Here is a 21,699-nt window from a genome sequence, read left to right on the forward strand (position 1 = left end):
GTGCAGACTGGAGAGGTGTAGCGCCTGATACCCCGCCATCGCTGGCAAGCCGACTCCCACACTTGATGGCGGTGCGCCTTGATGGGAGCGAGCCTGCTCGCGATTGCAGCCGACTCGGTTTCAAGTCAGCCGAGGGCCGTTTTCTCCAGGTGTTCAAGGATGATCGGATACACATCGACCACCGCGTTCTTGCCGAACATGCAATCGATATGGCCGTAACCCGGCACCACATGCCGGCTATAACGCTCCGGCCCATGCTTCTCGCAAACCTTCTGATAGGTCTTGAGCGTGCTCTCCGGCAAATAGCACTGGTTTTCCGCGCCGCTGATGAAGCAGATCGGCATGGTCAACCGGTCGAAGTGCGGCATGTACACATCGTTGCCCCTGAAATCCACCAGATGTCCTTTGCGCACGATCAGTGCCAGGTGCTCGAAGGTCTCGATGTTCGACTCGCCGAACAGTTCGTGCAGGTTGTCATGCAGCGTCTCGTTGAGGGTGTCGTGGCGGTACAGCGAGGCGTACATGAAGGTGATGCGGTGGCACACCGGGTTGGTGCAGTAGCCCTGGGCTTCGATCCGCGCGTAGCCGTTAAGGGCCTTGTCGTAGAGCTTGTTGAACCAGTTCTCCTTGCTGTCGGCGTAGGCCGTCATCGACTTCACACCAATCGCATCGAGCATGCCCGGCAGGTGCAGACCAGCCTTCAAGCCCGTTGCGGTCGCGACCACCGTGTCGGCGGCAATCTGCGAGCAGACCACCGAACGCACGCCCTGCAAACCGGCGAGCAACGACATGAAGAACGTCGTCGCGCCGTAGCAATGCACCACGCATTGCACGTCCTTCGCGCCGGTCTGCTGCTGGATCTGCCCGATGGCGGCCTTGAAGTCGTACTGGGCGATCTGATCGCCGTTCCATTCCTTCTTGCTGGCCGGCAGCAGGATGCTCACCCGGAAATCCAGCAGCCACACGTCGTAGTCGTGCTTGCACAGAAACTCCAGCAGGTTGGTCTGGATGGTGTCGGTGGAAAAGATATTCGAGCCCACACCCAAGCCATGCACCAGCATCACCGGGCCTTTGCTGCCGGCCTGATAGCGGCTCAGGCGCAGTTCCACGCCATCCTCGGTGGGGAAGAAATGCACAGCCGGCGTCGGCGCATCCAGCGGTCGTTTCAAGCGTGGCGGTGCGTCGGGATTGAAGTACTTGTCACCGGCGAACACCCCGCCGTAACTCTCCCAGAGAATCCCGGCGAAGAACTTGCCGAACCGCGCCAGCCCTTCGATGCGCTCGCGCTCGTTGCGCGCATTGAGGACTTTCATGGTGGTCATCTGCTTGGCGAAATCGGCCGGATGGATATGCATCACCCCGGAACCGATCACCTCGCCCGACTTGTCCGGTCCACGGTAGAGCGTCACGTAAAGGGTGCTGGTGTCGTGCCAGATGTTCAGCACGCCGTTGTCTTCCGGCACGGTCTTGAACGCGCTGAAGAAATAGTCGCTGCCGTCCTCGGCGGTCAGCTTCATGTCGTATTTCATGTGGCGCGTGTCGACCTGCTGCTCGAATTGCTCGAACAGGTTGAACACGCCGTTGCTGGCGGTCAGCGGCTCCGGCGACAGCGCCGGGGCGATCACCGTACCGACAATGGTCGCGGCGTGTTCCGGTTCCTTGATCATCCGGTTGAGGTCGTTGGCAGTGATGGTCAGGGTGAAGTCGATCGGCGAATTATCCGCCTCGCCGCGCTTGGCGGCCGCCTCATAAACCTTGAGGTCGGTGCTTTGCGCAGCAGTGAAGGCCCGGGAGAAATAGCCTTTCATTGTTTCGGTGAACTGCACGCCAAGGGTCGGCGGCGCGGTCTGTTTGCGCGGCGCCGACGGCAGCGTGTAGTCGATGTGCCAGCCACGATCGGCGGCCAGCAGGCCCATGTTGCGCTCGCTGACGGCGGAGATCGTCAGCAGTGGGTTGACCGCCAGTGACGTCGGAATCACCGCGCCGTCAGTCACATACAGGTTGGCGTAGACATCGGTACCGCTGGCGCCGCTGAACACCTGGCCCTTGTGGTTGACCACGCCTTGCCCGGCGTCCTTGCCCATCACGCAACCGCCCAGCGGATGCACCGAGACGATGCTGTGCTTGAGCAGTTTGGTCCAGATCGGGTTCTCGACCCAGATCCCGCCCAGCGCCTGGGTGCTCTGGTGCAGGCGTTCGTTGCCGATCTTGAAGTTTTCCTGTTCGCCGACACCCGGCCAGTCGATGCGCAGCTGATCCTTGCTGTCGAGGACCATACGGCCCTGGCCGCTGTCGTGGCTCATGATCAGGTACGTCTGCATGTTGTGCAGCGCGCCGTAGTACGGGCCGCGCAGGAAGCTTTCGGCCTCGCGCTCCTTGTACTTCACTTTGCCGCTGAAACTGTCGTCGGTGGGCTTGCCGATCAGCTCCGCAAACCCGGCCATCGCCGGCACCATCGGCCGGCCAAGCGCGCCGGGGATCGAACCTTCCTCGATGACCATGCGGCTGCGCCAGTCGCCTTCGGTGCGCATGTCGATGATCGAGGTAATGCACGGGCCGACCGGTTTCATTTCCTTGGCCGGGTGCGTGCCGAAACCGATGCCGTTGATGGTCTGTTCGCAGTTGTGGCCGAAGCCGAGGATGTCACCGTTGCCGCTCATGTTCTCGCCGAGCTGCCCGGACATCGCCAGGCCCTTGTCCCGCGAGCGCAGCAGAATCTCGGTTGAACCGAGGGTGCCGGCGGACACCACGACGATGTCGGCCTTCACGAACAGCGTCGGCGCGTCGAATTTCTCGCGACCGCTGTCCAGGTACTGAAAGTGCACGATCCAGCCATCGCCATCGCGCTCCAGATGCCGCACCTGGGCCTGGCAGATGATCTCGGCGCCGTGATTGCAGGCGTCCGGCAGGTAGTTCATCAGCGTGGTGTTCTTGGCCTTGTTGTTACAGCCCGAAACGCAGTCGCCGCAGTGGTTGCACGGCAGTTGCTCGACGCCGACGTGGTTGAGGTTGTTCGGCAGTTTGTCGAAGGTCACGTTGATCGGCGGCTTGTAGAAGTGCGCGCCTTGCTTGAGGAAATCCGCGGATTTTTTGTTGGCGTCGAGCTTGGGCAAAGTCGGCGCGGTATTCGGGTAAGGATTGGGTTTGAGCATTTCCCGGGCGCGGGCGTAACCGTCCTTGAGCAGGGTGTCGCGGTGTTCGCGCACCTCCTGAGGCCAGCGCGGGTCGTCAAAGACGCCGGGCTCAGGTTCCAGCGAGACGTTGGCATTGATCAGCGACGTGCCACCCAGGCCACAGCCGACCACTACGTTCTGCTGCGCGTTGACGTGCAGATCGAACAACCCGGTGCGCGAGCCGATGTGGCCGTCCGGGTCATTCACCTGCAATTCTTCGGTCGCAGCGATCATGGTGTTGGGGTATTCGCCGGGCTGGATTTCCCGACCGCGTTCCAGCAGACACACCTTTTTGCCGGCCCGGGACAACCGCGAAGCGGCAATGCCGCCGCCATACCCGGAGCCGATGACGATCACGTCGTAGTGTTCCTTGATGTCGCTGATGGGCGTTGCGATCCGTGTCATGAGGTGGTTCCTCTCTCAGGCAGATGGGGCAACTCTGCGGTTGCCTGCAATCAATGGGCGAACGGGCACCTGGCCTCCGGTTTCGGCGGCAGTACAGCGATGTGGGCAATATCGACTCGCTAGAGACGGGCGTGCTGATTGGCGGCACGACGCAAGGTGCGCTTGCGCGGCAGCGGGGCCGGTAAGGCGCGGAGCATGCGGGGATTGAGGGGTGAGCGATGTGGCTGGGTATCCATCACGCGTTCTCCCTGAACCAGATGTGGATAAGTGACGGCGGTCCTTGTGCCATTGGAGTGAAGACAGCGGCCGGATTGAAGTCAAGGCAGCGCTTTAGAACTGTATGAAATCTGATCAATTACCGTTTGGACTATAGCCGGCGGGGCTCGCAGGGTTTGGCGAACAAGTTATCCACATAGCCACCCACAGCAAATGGGGACAACTGTGGATGACCCGGAAAAATATCGACGGTTTTGTGAAGAAAAACCGTGACTTATCCAGAAGCAGGGTTTTCAGCAACGATTGAGTGTTTTTTGATCACAAGTCTGCAAGGCACGGATTGCGTGGCTTGCAAAGGATGGCGAACACCTTATCCACAGAAGCGCCAACAGACTTCGGGGGTAACTTGGCGGGATCTGTGGAAAAGCGCTGGAGGCCTTGATAAATCGAGGTTTACGCGAGGTCTTGCGAGTCAAAAGGCTGAATTGATCGTTTTTCGATCAACTCTTCGCAAGCCACGTTTTATATGGCTTACAGCGGATAGCGAACATCTTATCCACAGAAGCGCCAACAGAGATTGGGGGCAACTTGGGGAGTGATCCTGAGGAAAAAGCTCGAAAAAACCGCGAGTTAGGCTGGTTGTTTTTTGATCTTAAGGCTGGAGGGCTTGGTTGGCGTGGGGTTCAGGGATGGGCGAACACGTTATCCACAGATCCGCCAACAGGGATTGTGGGTAAAAACCCGCTTCCAAAGGAAGAGGGTCAAATGCAGGACTCTAGCGGACAACACCTTCTTCGATCAGCAGTTTGAGAATAGCTTCGGCACCTGCCTCGGCCGTCACGCCCTTAAGTACTTGCCCCCCACCCCCACTGGCCTTGGCCGTCGCCGCCTTCATCCGGTCCGCCCCGCTCTTGGCCTTGATCACCTTCAACCGTTTCGGCCGTGGCTTGGCCGGTTGCAGGGTCGACACCGCAAGCAATTCGTCGTCCACCACTTCCACGTCTTTTGCCTGGAGAACCCCACGCCGCGCCGGGCCGTAAGCACTCTGCCGGGGCTTGGGCGCGGCGTTATCCACAGTCGCGAGAAACGGCAGACGTACCTTCAACCGGCGCCGCTGCCCACGGGGCAACGCTTGCAGCACCAGCGCCGAGCCGTCGTTGATCGACTCGACCTGTGCCAGCCCAACCACCAGCGGCCAGCCCAGGCCTTCGGCCAGCAGGAACGGCAGCATCCCCGAACCTTCGCCGGTTTCCGCCTGGCTGCCGGTCAGTACGACCTGGGCACCGGCGTCACGCAAATAGTCGGTCAACGCCGGCAGCGCGTCGGCGCCGGCCGGTTGTTCCAGCACATGCATCTGTGTAAGGCCCATGCCCAGATAGGCGCGCAGCGCAGGTTCGCCAATGTCCCCGGCATGCAGCACTTGCAGGTTATCCCCAGCCAGTTGCAGACCAAGCTCCACCGCGCGGGCGTCCTGTTCGGCGCGGCGCGGGCGGCCCGAGGTCGGGTGGGCGCCGATTGAAACCAGACTGATGATCTTTGTGCTCATAACCGTTCCTTAAGCCGCATCGCGCTTGGCTTCGTTGCGGTAAGCCTCTACCGCCGCGATCAAGGCCTGAAGAATTTCCGCGCTTTCGCCGATCACCGACAGGTCGGCACGCTTGATCATGTCGCAGCCCGGATCGAGGTTGATCGCCACCACCTTGTCGCAGGCACCGATGCCTTGCAGGTGCTGGATCGCCCCGGAAATCCCCACGGCCACGTAAACCCGCGCCGTGACCCAGGTGCCGGACGCACCGACCTGACGGTCACGGGTCATGAAACCATCGTCCACCGCCACCCGCGAGGCGCCTTCGGTGGCACCGAGAGCGGCGGCGGTCCTGTGGAAAAGCTCCCAGTCCTTGACGCCGTTGCCGCCAGAGAAGATGAACTCGGCTTCGGCCATCGGGATCGCCGACGGATCCACCGCCACCGCGCCCAGATCCTCGATCCGCGACAGGCTGCGCGCGACCGATGTGGATAACTCCACCGGCAGCGCTTCGTGACGGGTTTCGCTGACCGGTTCGGCGCATTCGGCGGACGCCAGAATCAACCGCGCCACCGGACGAGCGAGATCCTGCAACCCGGCACCGGCGCGGCCGATGCATTCCTGATCCTTGACCTGCCACACCCGTGTGGCCGGGCGTTCGCCCAGTGCAGCGGCAAAGCGCCGACCCAGTTCGCCGCCACCGCTGCGGCTGTCCGGCAGCAGCCAGTGACGCGGGTTGAACTGGTTATCCACAGCGCGCAGGCCCTGGATCCGTTGTTCCGGTGCATAACCGCTGAATTCTTCGCCTTCCAGCACCAGCAAGCGATCGACGCCTGCCGTGGCAAAAGCGTTTTCCTTGTGCTCGCCGAAGACCACGGCCAACACGGCGCCGTCGCTGCCGGCCAGTTGATGAGCCAGGCCGAGCAAATCACGGTCGTGGCTGCTCAGGCGGCCACCGACCATGTCGGGCACCACGCTGATGTAGAACGCCGGGGCCGGCACCTGATGCAGCGGCAATTGCACTTCGACCGCTGCCGAGCGTTTGACCGCCCCGCCCTGCTGGGCGCCGCTGCGGTCGATGCGCTTGATGCCGTTCGGCCCGATGAAGCCGATACCGTGCAGGTTCTTGCGGATGATCCCGTTGGGCCCCATCCAGCTGTGTTGCGCCGGTTGCATGGCCGCGTGCAGCGGATGCAGACGGTTGCGTGCGATCCATTCGGCGCGGGGGTCGCGGCGGATAATGTCGCTCATCAGTGGGCCTCCGCAGGTTCACGTTTGGCCGGCGTGGCAGGCTTGTTCGGCGCGGCGTCTTCGAGCAACGCGTCGGCCACCAGTTCGGCGATGTCCTTGATCAGCGGACGCGGTTCGACCACGCCTTCGAGCATCGCCGTGCACTGTGGACAACCCACCGCCACCAGCTCGGCGCCGGTCTCGCGGATGTCTTCCATGCGCATGTCGGGGATCCGCTGCTTGCCCGGAATGTCAGTGATCGGCGCCCCGCCACCACCGCCGCAGCAGCGCGAACGGAAGCCGGAGCGTTGCATCTCCTTGATCTCGATGCCAAGGGCGCGCAGCACTTCGCGCGGCGCCTCGTACTCGCCGTTGTAGCGGCCGAGGTAGCACGGATCGTGGTAAGTCACGCTGTTGCCTTTGTGCTGACCGAGGTTCAGCGCGCCGGCCTGGATGATTTCCGCCAGATAAGTGCTGTGGTGCTGCACGAGGTAGTTGCCATCGAACGCGCCGTACTCGTTTTTCAGCACGTGGAAGCTGTGCGGATCGCAGGTGACGATGCGGTTGAAGCTGTACTTGGCCAGGGTCTGGATATTGCGTTTGGCGAGCAACTGGAAGGTCGCTTCATCACCAAGACGTCGGGCAACGTCGCCGCTGTCGCGCTCTTCAAGACCCAGCACCGCGAAGTCGACCTTGGCCGCTTTCAGCACTTTGACGAAAGCACGCAGGGTGCGCTGGTTGCGCATGTCGAAGGCGCCGTCGCCGACCCAGAACAGCACGTCGGTGGACTGCTTTTCGCTGAGCAGGTTGAGGTTCAGGTCCGCCGCCCAGTTCATCCGTCCGCCCGGGGCGAAACCGCCCGGGTTGTCGGTGGCGATCAGGTTCTCCAGGACTTCGGCGCCCTTGTTCGGGGTCGCGCCTTTTTCCAGGGTCAGGTGACGACGCATGTCGACGATGGCATCGACGTGCTCGATCATCATCGGGCATTCCTCGACGCAGGCGCGGCAGGTGGTGCACGACCACAGGGTTTCGGCATCGACCAGGCCGTTTACGATCGGTTGATGCGGATTGCCGCTGTGTTCGCCGACCGGTTTACCCGGATAAGGGCTGCCGGCGAATTTGGCATCGGTGCCGCCGGCGAGGCCGACGACCATGTCCTGAATCAGCTTTTTCGGGTTCAACGGCTGGCCGGCGGCGAACGCCGGGCATGCCGCTTCGCACTTGCCGCACTGCACGCAGGCGTCGAAACCGAGCAACTGGTTCCAGGTGAAATCCTTGGGTTTTTCCACACCCAGCGGTGCGGTCGGATCATTCAGGTCCAGCGGTTTCAAACCGGTGGAACGGCCGCCGCCAAAACGTTCGGCGCGACGGTGCCAGGCCAGGTGCAACGCACCGGCGAAGGCGTGTTTCATCGGGCCGCCCCAGGTCATGCCGAAGAACAGTTCCGACACGCCCCACAACACACCGATGCCGAGAATCGCTGCCAGCACCCAGCCACCGAAGTTCTCCGGCAGGATCCCGGCCACCGGCAAGGTCACCAGGAAGAACGACGCCGAGAACGCCAACAAGCTTTTCGGCAGGCGCATCCACGGGCCTTTCGACAGCCGCGACGGCGGGTTGAGCCGACGCCGATAAACGAAGATCGCCCCGACGAACATCACCGCCGTCATCAGCAGCAACGCGTAGCCAAGAATGCGGTTATGCAGGCCGAAACCGTGCACCAGAATCGCCAGCACGATCGACGCCACCGCACCGCCCGCCGTGGCGACGTGGGTGTTGGCGATGTATTTGTCCCGCGCCACCACGTGGTGCAGATCGACCATGTAACGCTTGGGCACGGCAAACAGGCCACCGATCAGATCGACCTTCGAGGCCCGGCCCCGGCGCCACATGGCCACCCGCCGCAACGCACCCAGCACCGCAAGGGCCAGGGCTGCGAACAACAGGATTGGAAGAAGGGTGTTCAACATGGTGAAGCTCCCACCAGTACAGCCTGGAGAAACACGTTCAGCGTGTTCCCGTGGAAGCGAGCTTGCTCGCGAAGCGCTGGGTCAGTCGGTACAGAGATGACTGACAGCATGCATTCGCGGGCAAGCCCGCTCCCACAGGGTCATGTGCAAGCCTTTAGAAGTCTTTGCACAACCGCAGGGCGTCATAGATCGCAGCGTGGGTATTACGCTGCGCCACGCAGTCACCGATGCGGAACAGCAGATAACCGTCGCCGTTGCTGCTCAACGAAGGTTGCGGCTGGATCGCGAACAGCGCCTCGACATCGATCTGGCCCTTGTTGCGCGAGCCGTCCTTGAGGGCGTAGTAGATTTCTTCATCCGGGCGCACGCCGTTCTCGACGACCACCTGATCCACCACCCGCTCCTCTTTGGCGCCGGTGTATTCGTTCTCCAGCACCGCGACCAGCTTGTCGCCTTCGCGGTAGACCTTCTCCAGCATCATGTCGCCGGTCATGATCACTTCTTTCGGGTACATGCTGCGGTAGTAGGTCGGGAACGACGTACCGCCGATGGCCACGCCCGGTTTGATGTCGTCGGTGACGATCTCGACCTGACTGCCCTTGTCGGCGAGGAAGTCGGCGACCGACATCCCGGTGAACTCGCAAATGGTGTCGTAGACCAGCACGTTCTTGCCCGGCGCGACCTTGCCGTCGAGCACGTCCCAACTGCTGACCACCAGCCCTTCGGCGGCGCCCCAGTGTTCGTTCTGTTCCAGGTACGGGTGACCGCCAACGGCCAGCACCACGATGTCCGGACGCAGGTCCATGATGGTGTCGGCATCGGCGGCAGTGCCCAGACGCAGGTCGACTTTCAGCCGCGCCAGTTCCAGCTGGAACCAGCGAGTGATACCGGCGATCTGGTCACGCTGCGGCGCTTTCGAGGCCGTGGTGATCTGCCCGCCGATGAACTCCTTCTTCTCGAACAGGGTCACGTCGTGGCCACGTTCGGCAGCCACGCGAGCAGCTTCCATCCCCGCCGGGCCGGCACCGACGATTACCACCTTGCGTTTCGGCCCGGTGGATTTCTCGATGATGTGCGGCACGCCCATGTATTCACGGGAGGTCGCGGCGTTCTGGATACACAGCACGTCCAGACCTTGGTACTGGCGGTCGATGCAGTAGTTGGCGCCAACACACTGTTTGATCTGGTCGATCTGGCCCATCTTGATCTTGGCGATCAGGTGCGGGTCGGCGATGTGGGCGCGGGTCATGCCGACCATGTCGACGTAACCGCCCTCCAGAATCCGCGTGGCCTGGTTCGGGTCCTTGATGTTCTGCGCGTGCAGCACCGGAACCTTGACCACTTCCTTGATCCCGGCCGCCAGGTGCAGGAACGGCTCCGGCGGGTAACTCATGTTCGGAATCACGTTGGCCAGGGTGTTGTGGGTGTCGCAGCCCGAGCCGACGACGCCGATGAAGTCGAGCATGCCGGTGTCGTCGTAATACTTGGCGATCTGCTTCATGTCTTCGTGGGACAGGCCGTCCGGGTGGAACTCGTCACCGCAGATACGCATGCCGACGCAGAAGTCGTCACCGACTTCGGCGCGCACGGCTTTCAGGACTTCCAGACCGAACTTCATCCGGCCCTCGAAAGTGCCGCCCCATTCGTCGGTACGCTTGTTGACGCGAGGGCTCCAGAACTGGTCGATCATGTGCTGGTGCACCGCCGACAGTTCGACGCCGTCCAGACCACCGGCCTTGGCGCGGCGAGCAGCTTGCGCGTAGTTGCCGATCACCCGCCAGATTTCTTCCGGCTCGATGGTCTTGCAGGTGGCGCGGTGCACCGGTTCACGGATGCCCGACGGCGACATCAGGGTCGGCCAGTGGAAACCGTCCCAACGGGAGCGACGGCCCATGTGGGTAATCTGGATCATGATCTTGGCGCCATGCTTGTGCATGGCGTCAGCGAGATTCTGGAAGTGCGGGATGATCCGGTCGGTGGACAGGTTCACCGAGCTCCACCATTGCTGCGGGCTGTCGATCGCCACCACGGACGAACCGCCACAGATCGCCAGGCCGATGCCGCCCTTGGCTTTCTCTTCGTAATACTTGACGTACCGTTCGGTGGTCATGCCGCCGTCGGTCGCGTAGACCTCGGCGTGCGCGGTGCTGAGCACGCGGTTGCGGATGGTCAGTTTGCCGATCTGGATCGGCTGGAACATTGCTTCGAAAGCCATGGCGGGTTCCTCGACTTACAACGGCTTGACGGTGAACAGGCCGTCGTCGTGGCCTTCTTCGGAGCCACCGTAGACTTGCTCGGCCACGGTGCGGATCTTGCTGCCGCGAGCGGCGAGGATCTGATCCATGGCACCGGCAAACCAGCCGGTGAACATGTAGTCGACCTTGCGCCCGACCTTGCCGTAGACGTAGACGAACGCTGAGTGTTCGAGCTTGACGCTGCAGGTGCCTTTATCGAGGTCGATGTCCTGGATCTTGAACAGGCCCCAGCCGCGCTGCGACAGGCGCTTCATGTAGTGCTCGAACACCGCGACGCCTTCCAGACCGTGGCATTCGGCTTCTTTTTCACACCAGTGCCAGGCGGATTTGTAGCCGGCCTTGTAGAGGATTTCGGCGTAGGCGTCGGCGCCCAGCACTTCCTCGATGCCCATGTGGTTGTTGACGAAGAAGTGGCGCGGCACGTACAGCATCGGCAGGGCGTCGGAGGTCCAGACACCGGTCTCGCTGTCGACTTCGATTGGCAATTGCGGGGCGATCTTGGCCATGGAAACTTAACTCCAGAAAAATTTGGGTGTTGCCCCCGGCGCGGACGGCCGGGGGAAAGTATTCAGAGAAGCGGCTTACTCGCCCCAGACGTCTTTCAAGACGTTGACCCAGTTTTCACCCATGATCTTGCGCACCACACGTTCGGAGTGGCCGCGCTTGAGCAGGGTTTCGGTCAGGTTCGGGAACTCGCCGACGGTGCGGATGCCCAGCGGGTTGATGATCTTGCCGAAGTTGGTCAGACGGCGGGCGTAGCCCTTGTCGTGGGTCAGGTATTCGAAGAAGTCCTGACCGTGACCCTGGGTGAAGTCGGTGCCGATACCGATGGCGTCTTCGCCCACGATGTTCATGGTGTATTCGATGGCTTCGGCGTAGTCGTCGATGGTCGAGTCGATGCCCTTGGCCAGGAACGGCGCGAACATGGTCACGCCGACGAAACCGCCGTGGTCGGCAATGAACTTCAGTTCTTCATCGGACTTGTTGCGCGGGTGCTCCTTGAGCCCCGACGGCAGGCAGTGGGAATAGCAGACCGGTTTTTTCGATTCGAGGATGACTTCCTCGGAAGTCTTGGAGCCGACGTGGGACAGGTCGCACATGACGCCGACACGGTTCATCTCGGCGACGATTTCGCGACCGAAGCCCGACAGACCGCCGTCACGCTCATAGCAACCGGTGCCCACCAGGTTCTGGGTGTTGTAGCACATCTGCACGATGCCGACGCCGAGCTGCTTGAACACCTCGACATAGCCGATCTGGTCTTCGAACGCATGGGCGTTCTGGAAGCCGAAGAGGATGCCGGTCTTGCCCTGCTCCTTGGCCTTGCGGATGTCGGCGGTAGTGCGGACGGGGATCACCAGATCGCTGTTTTCGCGAATCAGTTTCTGGCTGGCAGCGATGTTGTTGACCGTGGCCTGAAAGCCCTCCCACACCGACACGGTGCAGTTGGCCGCCGTCAGACCGCCCTTGCGCATGTCTTCGAACAGCTCGCGGTTCCATTTGGCAATGATCAGACCGTCGATAACGATGCTGTCGGCGTGTAATTCGGCTGGGCTCATCAGGCGTCCCCTTATTGGCGATTCATGCGCCGAATCGTCTGCCGGCGCTTTGGGGCCAGCATATGCCTCGGTGCGCGACCAGCCGGGTGCAAAAACGACAGGGGAATTGCCGAAAGCGTCAATCCGCGACAAAGGGTCGCCAACCGGTCCGACCAGCCACCTGTTCAAGCCCGCAAGCTTGAGCCAGAATCTGCCGCATCTCGGAAACACCACTGGATTAGAGCGGCGACATCAATGAAATCGATCTTCCTGGCTTTGGCACTGATTGCGACCGGCGTACACGCCGCCGAAGAGTCCGACAACAACCCGTGCGACGCGGTGGAAAACGACGTCCAGACCCTGGAATGCTCGACCTACAGCCGCACCACCGCCGAAGACCTGCTCCAGGACAACTTCAAAAGCCTGAACGAGCGCATGCAATCGACCTACGGCAAGAACCCTGCGCAACTGACCGACATCACCGCCAAACTCAAGACCGCCCAGCAACAATGGCTGAAAACCCGCGACGCCGATTGCGCCGTAGAAGCCTTCCCGGCGACGGACGGCAGCAAGGCGTTCAAGATTGCGCAGAATGATTGTGTGGCGCGGATGAGTGACGAGCGATCGGAGTTTTTGGAGTCGATTGGGCAGGAGTGAGGACTTGAGCTGTAAGCTGCACCTCTCCAGCCAATCAAGGGATTCACATGAACATCTGCGGTATCGAAATCAAAGGCAGTGAAGCGATCATCGCCGTGGCCTCCCTCGACGGTTCGGCGCTGAGCCATGTTGCGTTGAGCACCAAGAAAATCGCGCTGGACGATGACGACGAGGCGGCCAACGTCAAAGTGTTCGCTGCGCAGGTAGCGTCGTTTGTGCGGGAAAACGCCATCGATCGCATCGCGATCAAGAAGCGCAGCAAGAAGGGCGAGTTTGCCGGTGGGCCGACCACGTTCAAGATCGAGGGCGTTTTTCAGTTGCTGGACGGTTGTGAGGTGACGCTGCTGTCGCCGCAGACCATCAATGCCCAGGCCAAGAAGCACAACTTCGAGCTGCCGGGGACGCTGAACAAGTATCAGCACGAGGCTTACAAGGCGGCCTGCTCCGCTTTGCTGAAAAAGTAACTCAAGCCTGAGCGGTACGCCGATCCTCCCGCGGACACCGGGCAAACTTGGCCCGGTAACTGCGGGTGAAATACGACGGTGATTCAAACCCGCAGGCGATGCTGACTTCCAGCACACTCATGTCGGTCTGGCGCAACAGCTGCCGGGCTTTCTCCAGCCGCAAACGCAGGTAGAAGTTGCTCGGGGTGTCGTTCAGGTGCAGGCGGAACAGGCGCTCCAGTTGCCGCCGCGTCACCTTGATCGATTCCGCCAGTTCCAGGGTGGTCAGCGGCGGTTCGCTGTGCTGCTCCATCTCGCCGATCACATGCACCAGTTTCTTGTTGCTGATGCCGTAACGTGTGGCGACTTCCATACGCTGGTGGTCCTTGCGCGGACGAATCCTTCCCAATACAAACTGCTCGCTGACCTGGATCGCCAGTTGCGGGCCGTGGGCCTGGGCGATCAGGTCGAGCATCAGGTCGATGGATGCGGTGCCGCCAGCGGACGTGATGCGCCGACGGTCGATCTCGAACAGCTCCTGGGTGACGCTGAGCTGTGGATAAGATTCCTTGAAGGCATCGATGGCCTCCCAGTGCAGGGTCAGGCGATGGCCGTCTAGCAGGCCGGCCTCGGCGAGGACGAAGCTGCCAGTGTCGATGGCGCCGAGGGTCACGCCTTCGTTGTCCAGGCGGCGCAGCCAGTGCTCCAGCGCCGGGGTAGCGAATTTCAACGGTTCGAACCCGGCGACCACCAGCAGCGTCGCACCTTTTTTCAGCGGCTCCAGCGCCGCATCGGCGTTGACCGACATCCCGTTGCTCGCCAGCACCGCCCCGCCATCGGCGCTCAACACGTGCCAGCGGTACAGCTCGCCGCGAAAGCGGTTGGCCACCCGCAGCGGTTCGATCGCAGAGATGAAACCGATGGCGGAAAAACCCGGCATCAACAGAAAGTAGAAATCCTGGGACATGGCGCGCACTCGGTCAGCGGGTAGCGTGCAACGTTGATACGCCAGTTGTCGGCGGCATTCAAGAGCACAGGTCGCTGCAGTGCAAGAGCTGGTCGCCGCAGTGCGTTTTTGTGGGGGCGTTGCTGCGTAATTTGGCATCACCGGCACGACAGATGCCGGAACCCACAATAACGACCTGCCGAGGAACCCGACATGAAACGACTGATCAGCAGCTGTGTTCTCGCACTCAGCGGTACCGCGTTTTTAAGCGCCAGTGTCATGGCGGCCGAACCTGCCGCGTGCCAGAACGTGCGCATGGGCGTCGTGAACTGGACCGACGTGATCGCCACCAGCGCCATGACCCAGGTTCTGCTCGACGGCCTCGGCTACAGCACCAAACAAACCAGCGCGTCCCAGCAAATCATCTTCGCCGGGATCCGCGACCAGCGTCTGGACCTGTTCCTCGGCTACTGGAACCCGTTGATGACCCAGACCATCACCCCGTTCGTCGACGCCAATCAGGTCAAAGTCCTCCAGGCCCCGAGCCTCAAGGATGCCCGCGCCACCCTCGCCGTACCGACCTATCTGGCGGACAAGGGTCTGAAAACCTTCGCTGACATCGCCAAGTTCGAGAAAGAACTGGGCGGCAAGATCTACGGCATCGAGCCAGGCTCGGGCGCCAACACCCAGATCAAGGCGATGATCGCCAAGAACCAGTTCGGCCTCGGCAAATTCCAGCTCGTGGAATCCAGCGAGGCCGGCATGCTCGCCGCCGTCGATCGCGCCGTGCGCCGCAAGGAAGCCGTGGTGTTCTTCGGCTGGGCGCCGCACCCGATGAACGTCAACGTGAAGATGACTTATCTGACCGGCAGCGACGACGCCCTCGGCCCGAACGAAGGCATGGCCACCGTGTGGACCGTCACCGCGCCGAAATACGCCGAACAATGCCCGAACGTCGGCCGCCTGCTGAGCAACCTGACGTTCACCGCCGAAGACGAGAGCCGGATGATGCAGCCGCTGCTCGATCACAAGGATGCTTTCGAATCGGCCAAGCAATGGCTCAAGGATCACCCGCAGGACAAACAGCGCTGGCTCGAAGGCGTCACCACCTTCGATGGCAAACCGGCGGCTGAAAACCTCCAGCTCACCAGTAAATAAACCGCAACGAACGAACCACTTCGCAGCCCGCCACGGGCTGCGAACAGACCCATCACGCCTGAAGGAAAACGCACCATGAACCACGACGTCATCATCACCTGCGCACTCACCGGTGCTGGCGACACGACCGCCAAGAGCCCTCACGTGCCGGTCACTCCGAAACAGATCGCCGCAGCCGCTGTGGAAGCGGCCAAGGCCGGTGCCACCGTCGTGCATTGCCATGTCCGCGACCCGCAGACCGGCAAGTTCAGCCGCGACGTGGCGCTGTACCGCGAAGTCATGGAGCGCATCCGCGAAGCCGACGTCGACATCATCGTCAACCTCACCGCCGGCATGGGCGGCGACCTGGAAATCGGCCCGGGAGAGAACCCGATGGAGTTCGGCCCGAACACCGATCTGGTCGGCCCGCTGACCCGTCTGGCCCACGTCGAGGAGCTGCTGCCGGAAATCTGCACCCTGGATTGCGGCACCCTGAACTTCGGCGACGGCGACACCATTTACGTCTCCACCCCGGCGCAACTGCGCGCCGGCGCCAAGCGCATCACCGAGCTGGGCGTGAAGGCGGAGCTTGAGATTTTCGACACCGGTCACCTGTGGTTCGCCAAACAGATGATCAAGGAAGGCCTGCTCGACAACCCGCTGTTCCAGCTGTGCCTGGGCATCCCGTGGGGGGCGCCGGCCGACACCACCACCATGAAAGCCATGGTCGACAACCTGCCCGCCGACGCGGTGTGGGCCGGCTTCGGCATCGGCCGGATGCAAATGCCGATGGCGGCGCAAGCGGTGCTGCTCGGCGGCAACGTGCGGGTCGGTCTGGAAGACAACCTGTGGCTGGACAAAGGCGTGCTCGCGACCAACGGCCAACTGGTCGAACGCGCCAGCGAAATCCTCAGCCGTCTCGGCGCCCGCGTACTGACCCCGGCGGAAGGTCGCAAGAAAATGGGCCTGACCCAGCGCGGCTGAAGCCACCCTTTCCCCCGGTGGGCGGGCCATTGGCGCCCACCGTTTTTTTGCCTCATTCCAGGAAGTGACCATGAGCTTTATCACCGAAATCAAAACCTTCGCAGCACTGGGCAGCGGCGTCATCGGCAGCGGCTGGGTCGCCCGCGCCCTCGCCCATGGCCTCGACGTGGTGGCCTGGGACCCGGCGCCGGGTGCCGAAGCGGCGCTGCGCAAACGCGTGGCCAATGCCTGGGGCGCGCTGGAGAAAAACGGTCTGGCGCCGGGCGCCTCGCAGGACCGCCTGCGCTTTGTGGCGACCATTGAAGAATGCGTACGCGATGCGGATTTCATCCAGGAAAGCGCCCCGGAACGCCTCGAACTGAAACTGGAACTGCACAGCAAGATCAGCGCGGCGGCCAAGCCCAATGCCCTGATCGGCTCCAGCACCTCGGGCCTGTTGCCGAGCGAGTTCTACGAGAGTTCGACCCACCCGGAACGTTGCGTGGTCGGTCACCCGTTTAACCCGGTTTACCTGCTGCCGCTGGTTGAAGTGGTCGGCGGCAAGAACACCGCGCCGGAAGCGGTTCAAGCGGCGATGAAAGTCTACGAATCCCTCGGCATGCGCCCGCTGCATGTGCGCAAGGAAGTGCCGGGGTTCATCGCCGACCGCCTGCTCGAAGCGCTGTGGCGCGAGGCGCTGCACCTGGTCAACGACGGTGTGGCGACCACCGGTGAAATCGATGATGCGATCCGCTTTGGTGCCGGTCTGCGCTGGTCGTTCATGGGTACGTTTTTGACCTACACCCTGGCCGGTGGCGATGCGGGCATGCGTCACTTCATGTCGCAGTTCGGCCCGGCGTTGCAGTTGCCGTGGACCTATCTGCCGGCACCGGAACTGACGGACAAGTTGATCGACGATGTGGTGGATGGCACCAGCGATCAACTGGGGCGACACAGTATTTCGGCGCTGGAGCGCTATCGTGATGATTGCCTGCTGGCGGTGCTTGAGGCGGTGAAGACCACCAAAGAGAAGCACGGGATGAGTTTCAGCGAGTGATGTGTTGATTGATCGTACCCACGCAAAGCGTGGGTACGAACGTGCCTGGAGATAAATATGCCCACCCTCACCACCTACCAAACCAGAATCATCCCCGACTGGGTCGACTACAACGGCCACCTGCGTGACGCCTTCTATCTGCTGATCTTCAGCTACGCCACCGACGCCCTGATGGACCGCCTCGGTATGGACAGCAACAACCGCGAGGCCAGCGGTAACTCATTGTTCACCCTCGAACTGCACCTCAACTATCTGCACGAAGTGAAGCTCGATGCCGAGGTCGAAGTGCGCACACAGATCATCGGTCACGACCAGAAACGCCTGCACCTCTATCACAGCCTGCACCTGGCCGGCGGTGACAAGGAACTGGCCGGCAACGAACAGATGCTGCTGCACGTCGACCTCGCCGGGCCGCGTTCGGCTCCGTTTACCCCGGACACCCTGAGCCGCCTGCAAGCCATCGTCGCCGAGCAGGCCGACCTGCCCGCCCCGGCTTACATCGGCCGGGTCATCGCATTGCCGCCAGCCCGGTAAATCCATCCAACGCAAGGAGCCGCCATGCAAACCGCCGCCGCAGTTGCCGATTTCCGTACTTATCCGTTGATCAGCGCGCTGAACGGCGTGCAGAACCTGGCGGATCGCGTCCTGATCGAATGGGCCGACGGGCGCGTCAGCCCGTTCCACCATGTGTGGCTGCGGGACAACTGCCCGTGTCCGCAGTGCGTCTACAGCGTTACCCGCGAGCAGGTGTTCGAGATCGTCGATGCGGCGCAGGATCTGTCGCCCTCCGCCGCGCACATCGACACCGATGGCTGCCTGCGTATCGACTGGCAGGACGGCCACCTCAGCTGCTTCGATGCGGGTTGGTTGCGGGCCCACGCCTATGACGACGAGACCCGCGTCGAACGCCTGGCCGCCAAACCGAAAGCCTTTCTCTGGCGCAGCGACTTGCAGTTGCCGGTGTTCGACTATTCAGCCCTGATGAACGACAACGCCGCGCTGCTGCAATGGTTGCTGGCCGTGCGCGACATCGGTCTGACCCAGGTGCGCGGCGTGCCCACCGAACCCGGTTCGCTGAAGCTGATCGCCCAGCGCATTTCGTTCATCCGCGAGAGCAATTTCGGCGTGCTGTTCAACGTGCAATCCAAGGCCGATGCCGACAGCAATGCCTACACCGCTTTCAACCTGCCGTTGCACACCGACCTGCCGACTCGCGAGCTGCAACCGGGGCTGCAATTTCTGCATTGTCTGGTGAACGACGCCGAGGGTGGCGAGAGTATTTTCGTCGACGGTTTTGCGATTGCCGAAGCCTTGCGTCAGGAAGATCCCTCGTCGTTCAAGGCGCTGTGCGAGATCCCGGTGGAATTTCGCAACAAGGACCGCCACAGCGACTATCGCTGCCTCGCCCCGATCATCGCCCTGGATGCCTTGGGCCGGGTTGCGGAAATCCGCATGGCCAACTTTCTGCGCGGCGCGTTCGACACCTCAGTCGAGCAAATGCCCCTGCTGTATCGCGCGTATCGACGCTTCATCGCCATGACCCGCGAGCCACGCTTCCGGCTGATGCAGCGGCTCAATCCGGGCGAGTTGTGGTGCTTCGACAACCGCCGCACCCTGCATGCGCGCAACGCCTTCGACCCGACCACCGGGGCCCGGCACTTTCAGGGCTGCTACATCGATCGGGATGAGTTGCTGTCGCGGATTCTGGTGTTGCAGCGCTAGACCGCGGCAGCGTTATTCGCAGGCAAAAAAAGCCCCGATACAAGCCGTGACAGGATCGGGGCGAGGGTACTGTTGAGGAGCTGCCATGCCGAGGGTGACCAAACCTTCGTGAAGCGAGCTGGGTTCAGTGTGCCCACTCCCCGACACGGCAAGTTAGCCGAAAACGACATGCTCATAGCCAATGTGGACACTGCGACAAATCGCCCTTGCCGTGCCTGGGCAGGCCTACCAGAATCGAGTCACGACCTCCGTTGCCGAAGAAGGATTCGCGTCATGATGTATGCCGATTTGATCGATCAGGAAGACCTGTTGGGCCAACTCAAGTCGTTGGGATTCGAAGTACCGTCGGGCTCGTCTGCCCAGCAGGCCTGCGAGTGCGCGGTGCGGGGCCTGGACGATGTACGGGCCAATACGTTGCGCACCATGGTCAAGCAGATGTACACCAGCAGCGCGAGTATTCAGCCGACCGTGCGTGAAGCCATCGACAAGCAGTTGCTGCCGGCCCTGGCGCAGTATCAGCAGACCCGCGCCTGACATCCCGGGCGTTTGCTAGAGTGGTGGCCTTGACGACCACCACGAGCGAACGCCGATGTTCCTTATCCAAAACTGCCAGTCCAGCGAGCAATCGGGCTGGCTGCCCCTGCGCCAGGCCCTCTGGCCCGATGCTTCGGAACACGAACATCGCGATGAAATCGAGCAGCAACTGAAAGCGCCGCAGCGCTATATCAACTTCGTCGCCTACGACACGCAGAACCATCCGGTCGGCCTCGCCGAAGCCTCATTGCGCACCGATTACGTCAACGGCACCGACAGCTCGCCGGTGGTGTATCTGGAAGGCATCTACGTGGTGCCAGAACAGCGCCGCCATGGCGTGGCCGCCCGGTTGATCGAGCACGTTGCGCAGTGGGGACGGGAAAACGGCTGCGTGGAAATGGCTTCCGACACCGGTGTCGACAACCTGACTAGTCAAGCGACGCACAAGGCGCTCGGCTTCGAGGAAACCGAGCGCGTCGTGTACTTCAAGCGCGCGCTCTGATCAGAGGCGCACGCTGGCAAAGGTCGACTCGTTGCGCGCCTGGCTAAGCGCCGACATCGGCCCGGACAGCGGCGACATCACGATGGCCTGCGGCAGCGGCAGCATCGCCACCTGCTGGGTGGTGTTGGAACCGACGCGCTCGTCACGCGGCGGAATGCCGAAGTATTCGCGGTAGCACTTGGAGAAGTGCGGCGTCGACACAAACCCGCAGACCGACGCCACTTCGATGATCGACATCGGCGTCTGTTTGAGCAGTTGCCGGGCACGGATCAGGCGCAGCTTGAGGTAGTAGCGCGACGGCGAGCAGTGCAGGTATTTCTGGAACAAGCGCTCGAGCTGGCGACGGGACACGGCGACGTACACCGCCAGTTCGTCGAGGTCGATCGGCTCTTCCAGGTTGGCTTCCATCAGCGCGACGATTTCCTGCAGTTTCGGCTGGTTGGTGCCGAGCATGTGCTTGAGCGGCACGCGCTGGTGATCCTGCTCGTTGCGGATGCGCTCGTAGACGAACATTTCCGAGATCGCGGCGGACAGTTCACGACCGTGATCGCGGCTGATCAGGTGCAGCATCATGTCCAGCGGCGCGGTGCCTCCGGAGCTGGTGAAACGGTTGCGGTCGAGGGTGAACAGACGGGTGCTCATCGCAACGCGCGGGAAAGCTTCCTGCATCGCCGCCAGACATTCCCAGTGCACGCTGCAATCGAAGCCGTCGAGCAGGCCGGCGCAGGCCAGGGCCCAACTGCCGGTGCACACGGCACCGAGGCGACGGGACTGGCGCGCCTGGCTTTGCAGCCACGAGACGTGTTCACGGGTAACAGTGCGTTGAATGCCGATCCCGCCGCACACGATGATGGTGTCGAGAGCCGGGGCTTTGTGCATGGAGGCGTCGGGAGTGATCTGCAGACCGTCACTGGCCCAGACCTGGCCACCGTCGACGGTGAGGGTGGTCCAGCGATACAGCTCGCGACCGGACAACTGGTTGGCCATGCGCAGCGGTTCGACTGCGGAAGCCAGGGAAATCAGCGTGAAATTGTCCAGCAGCAGAAAGCCGATGGATTGAGGCGCACGGTTCTGGGGTTGAGCCCCGGAGTTGAACGACGTCATCGCGGTATCTCCTCACACAAAGCGGGTGATGGCCTCAGGCGGAGGCTCTTGTTATTGCCATCGTTCTCTTGCGTGAGACGGGGCTTTGTTATGACAGAGCAATTGCCATGCCTGAAATTGAATGTGCGTTCAATAACTCCTGAAAACGACGTCGCGACGCGTCTATACAAGCCGTCCGACGAAAGGTAGTTCGAAGTGCCATCAGCGGCGGTGAAAGCCCTGCCCCGAAGCGCGTGAGCAAATCGGTAGCACTTGTGGGAACAGGGCCGGGCGCGATTGTCGGACAGTGTCACCGCAGGCACGGGTGACGGACGGTCGCCAG

The 21,699-nt window shown here is 62.1% G+C and carries 18 protein-coding genes; 9 read left to right on the forward strand and 9 right to left on the reverse strand.

Annotation, left to right across the window (positions count from 1 at the left end; all coding sequences use genetic code 11):
- Window positions 1–125 precede the first annotated feature (125 nt).
- The 7 genes from AC1RME_RS00605 to AC1RME_RS00635 form a co-directional block, all read right to left on the reverse strand.
- Window positions 126–3,578: an alpha/beta fold hydrolase gene (locus tag AC1RME_RS00605; protein WP_493090240.1), complete on the reverse strand. Its 3,453-nt coding sequence runs from the start codon at window positions 3,576–3,578 to the stop codon at window positions 126–128.
- Between the two features lie 991 nt (window positions 3,579–4,569).
- The gene (gene etfB, locus AC1RME_RS00610) at window positions 4,570–5,340 is read right to left on the reverse strand and encodes an electron transfer flavoprotein subunit beta (RefSeq protein ID WP_096817768.1); all 771 of its coding nucleotides are present in this window, start codon (window positions 5,338–5,340) and stop codon (window positions 4,570–4,572) included.
- Between the two features lie 9 nt (window positions 5,341–5,349).
- Window positions 5,350–6,570, reverse strand: a complete 1,221-nt coding sequence (etfA, locus tag AC1RME_RS00615) for an electron transfer flavoprotein subunit alpha (protein WP_493070054.1) — start codon at window positions 6,568–6,570, stop codon at window positions 5,350–5,352.
- Window positions 6,570–8,519 carry a dimethylglycine demethylation protein DgcB gene (gene dgcB, locus AC1RME_RS00620; protein WP_493090242.1) on the reverse strand — a complete coding sequence of 650 codons (1,950 nt, stop codon included), beginning with the start codon at window positions 8,517–8,519 and terminating at the stop codon, window positions 6,570–6,572. The genes etfA and dgcB overlap by 1 nt, the downstream gene beginning before the upstream one ends.
- Window positions 8,520–8,673: 154 nt before the next feature.
- Complete coding sequence (gene dgcA / locus AC1RME_RS00625; RefSeq protein ID WP_007959780.1) at window positions 8,674–10,734, reverse strand: dimethylglycine demethylation protein DgcA; 2,061 nt, start codon at window positions 10,732–10,734, stop codon at window positions 8,674–8,676.
- A 15-nt stretch (window positions 10,735–10,749) separates the two neighbouring features.
- Entirely contained in the window at window positions 10,750–11,280 is a 531-nt protein-coding gene (locus AC1RME_RS00630; RefSeq protein WP_007959778.1) for a DUF5943 domain-containing protein, read from the reverse strand.
- A 75-nt stretch (window positions 11,281–11,355) separates the two neighbouring features.
- Window positions 11,356–12,333: a dipeptidase gene (locus tag AC1RME_RS00635; protein WP_007959776.1), complete on the reverse strand. Its 978-nt coding sequence runs from the start codon at window positions 12,331–12,333 to the stop codon at window positions 11,356–11,358.
- Between the two features lie 234 nt (window positions 12,334–12,567).
- Here AC1RME_RS00635 and AC1RME_RS00640 point away from each other — a divergent pair, with 234 nt between their 5' ends.
- Together AC1RME_RS00640 and AC1RME_RS00645 are read left to right on the forward strand one after the other, a co-directional pair.
- Window positions 12,568–12,969: a lysozyme inhibitor LprI family protein gene (locus AC1RME_RS00640; protein ID WP_096817968.1), complete on the forward strand. Its 402-nt coding sequence runs from the start codon at window positions 12,568–12,570 to the stop codon at window positions 12,967–12,969.
- A 47-nt stretch (window positions 12,970–13,016) separates the two neighbouring features.
- Window positions 13,017–13,433 (forward strand): DUF3010 family protein, encoded by a 417-nt coding sequence (locus AC1RME_RS00645; RefSeq protein ID WP_273539085.1) that lies wholly within the window; start codon window positions 13,017–13,019, stop codon window positions 13,431–13,433.
- A gap of 1 nt (window position 13,434) precedes the next feature.
- On the opposite strand, the gene AC1RME_RS00650 is transcribed toward AC1RME_RS00645, so the two are convergent.
- On the reverse strand, window positions 13,435–14,379 hold the full coding sequence (locus AC1RME_RS00650; RefSeq protein WP_085688589.1) for a GlxA family transcriptional regulator: 945 nt from the start codon (window positions 14,377–14,379) through the stop codon (window positions 13,435–13,437).
- 192 nt (window positions 14,380–14,571) lie between these two features.
- On the opposite strand from AC1RME_RS00650, the gene AC1RME_RS00655 reads away from it, so the two are divergent.
- The 7 genes from AC1RME_RS00655 (at window position 14,572) to aac(6') (ending at window position 20,273) form a co-directional block, all read left to right on the forward strand.
- Window positions 14,572–15,516 carry a choline ABC transporter substrate-binding protein gene (locus AC1RME_RS00655; protein WP_096817760.1) on the forward strand — a complete coding sequence of 315 codons (945 nt, stop codon included), beginning with the start codon at window positions 14,572–14,574 and terminating at the stop codon, window positions 15,514–15,516.
- A gap of 75 nt (window positions 15,517–15,591) precedes the next feature.
- Window positions 15,592–16,479 (forward strand): 3-dehydrocarnitine:acetyl-CoA trimethylamine transferase CdhC, encoded by an 888-nt coding sequence (gene cdhC, locus AC1RME_RS00660; RefSeq protein ID WP_011336296.1) that lies wholly within the window; start codon window positions 15,592–15,594, stop codon window positions 16,477–16,479.
- Between the two features lie 70 nt (window positions 16,480–16,549).
- Window positions 16,550–17,515, forward strand: a complete 966-nt coding sequence (locus tag AC1RME_RS00665; RefSeq protein WP_007959763.1) for an L-carnitine dehydrogenase — start codon at window positions 16,550–16,552, stop codon at window positions 17,513–17,515.
- A 57-nt stretch (window positions 17,516–17,572) separates the two neighbouring features.
- Window positions 17,573–18,049, forward strand: coding sequence for a thioesterase family protein (locus tag AC1RME_RS00670; protein WP_085709143.1), 477 nt, complete (start codon window positions 17,573–17,575; stop codon window positions 18,047–18,049).
- Window positions 18,050–18,073: 24 nt separating this feature from the next.
- The gene (locus tag AC1RME_RS00675; RefSeq protein ID WP_493090245.1) at window positions 18,074–19,237 is read left to right on the forward strand and encodes a gamma-butyrobetaine dioxygenase; all 1,164 of its coding nucleotides are present in this window, start codon (window positions 18,074–18,076) and stop codon (window positions 19,235–19,237) included.
- A gap of 273 nt (window positions 19,238–19,510) precedes the next feature.
- On the forward strand, window positions 19,511–19,771 hold the full coding sequence (locus tag AC1RME_RS00680) for a hypothetical protein (protein WP_096817966.1): 261 nt from the start codon (window positions 19,511–19,513) through the stop codon (window positions 19,769–19,771).
- Between the two features lie 55 nt (window positions 19,772–19,826).
- On the forward strand, window positions 19,827–20,273 hold the full coding sequence (aac(6'), locus tag AC1RME_RS00685; RefSeq protein WP_493090247.1) for an aminoglycoside 6'-N-acetyltransferase: 447 nt from the start codon (window positions 19,827–19,829) through the stop codon (window positions 20,271–20,273).
- Here aac(6') and gbdR read toward each other — a convergent pair whose 3' ends face one another.
- Window positions 20,274–21,377: a choline metabolism transcriptional regulator GbdR gene (gene gbdR, locus AC1RME_RS00690; protein WP_065260190.1), complete on the reverse strand. Its 1,104-nt coding sequence runs from the start codon at window positions 21,375–21,377 to the stop codon at window positions 20,274–20,276.
- Between the last annotated feature and the right edge of the window lie 322 nt (window positions 21,378–21,699).

This window comes from Pseudomonas sp. GW822-FHT03F08, assembly GCF_058801265.1.

Bases quoted from the DNA above. Each gene is read 5' to 3' on its own strand.
- AC1RME_RS00605 (WP_493090240.1), bottom strand. From the start codon at position 3,578: ATGACACGGATCGCAACGCCCATCAGCGACATCAAGGAACACTACGAC.
- etfB (WP_096817768.1), bottom strand. From the start codon at position 5,340: ATGAGCACAAAGATCATCAGTCTGGTTTCAATCGGCGCCCACCCGACC.
- etfA (WP_493070054.1), bottom strand. From the start codon at position 6,570: ATGAGCGACATTATCCGCCGCGACCCCCGCGCCGAATGGATCGCACGC.
- dgcB (WP_493090242.1), bottom strand. From the start codon at position 8,519: ATGTTGAACACCCTTCTTCCAATCCTGTTGTTCGCAGCCCTGGCCCTT.
- dgcA (WP_007959780.1), bottom strand. From the start codon at position 10,734: ATGGCTTTCGAAGCAATGTTCCAGCCGATCCAGATCGGCAAACTGACC.
- AC1RME_RS00630 (WP_007959778.1), bottom strand. From the start codon at position 11,280: ATGGCCAAGATCGCCCCGCAATTGCCAATCGAAGTCGACAGCGAGACC.
- AC1RME_RS00635 (WP_007959776.1), bottom strand. From the start codon at position 12,333: ATGAGCCCAGCCGAATTACACGCCGACAGCATCGTTATCGACGGTCTG.
- AC1RME_RS00640 (WP_096817968.1), top strand. From the start codon at position 12,568: ATGAAATCGATCTTCCTGGCTTTGGCACTGATTGCGACCGGCGTACAC.
- AC1RME_RS00645 (WP_273539085.1), top strand. From the start codon at position 13,017: ATGAACATCTGCGGTATCGAAATCAAAGGCAGTGAAGCGATCATCGCC.
- AC1RME_RS00650 (WP_085688589.1), bottom strand. From the start codon at position 14,379: ATGTCCCAGGATTTCTACTTTCTGTTGATGCCGGGTTTTTCCGCCATC.
- AC1RME_RS00655 (WP_096817760.1), top strand. From the start codon at position 14,572: ATGAAACGACTGATCAGCAGCTGTGTTCTCGCACTCAGCGGTACCGCG.
- cdhC (WP_011336296.1), top strand. From the start codon at position 15,592: ATGAACCACGACGTCATCATCACCTGCGCACTCACCGGTGCTGGCGAC.
- AC1RME_RS00665 (WP_007959763.1), top strand. From the start codon at position 16,550: ATGAGCTTTATCACCGAAATCAAAACCTTCGCAGCACTGGGCAGCGGC.
- AC1RME_RS00670 (WP_085709143.1), top strand. From the start codon at position 17,573: ATGCCCACCCTCACCACCTACCAAACCAGAATCATCCCCGACTGGGTC.
- AC1RME_RS00675 (WP_493090245.1), top strand. From the start codon at position 18,074: ATGCAAACCGCCGCCGCAGTTGCCGATTTCCGTACTTATCCGTTGATC.
- AC1RME_RS00680 (WP_096817966.1), top strand. From the start codon at position 19,511: ATGATGTATGCCGATTTGATCGATCAGGAAGACCTGTTGGGCCAACTC.
- gbdR (WP_065260190.1), bottom strand. From the start codon at position 21,377: ATGACGTCGTTCAACTCCGGGGCTCAACCCCAGAACCGTGCGCCTCAA.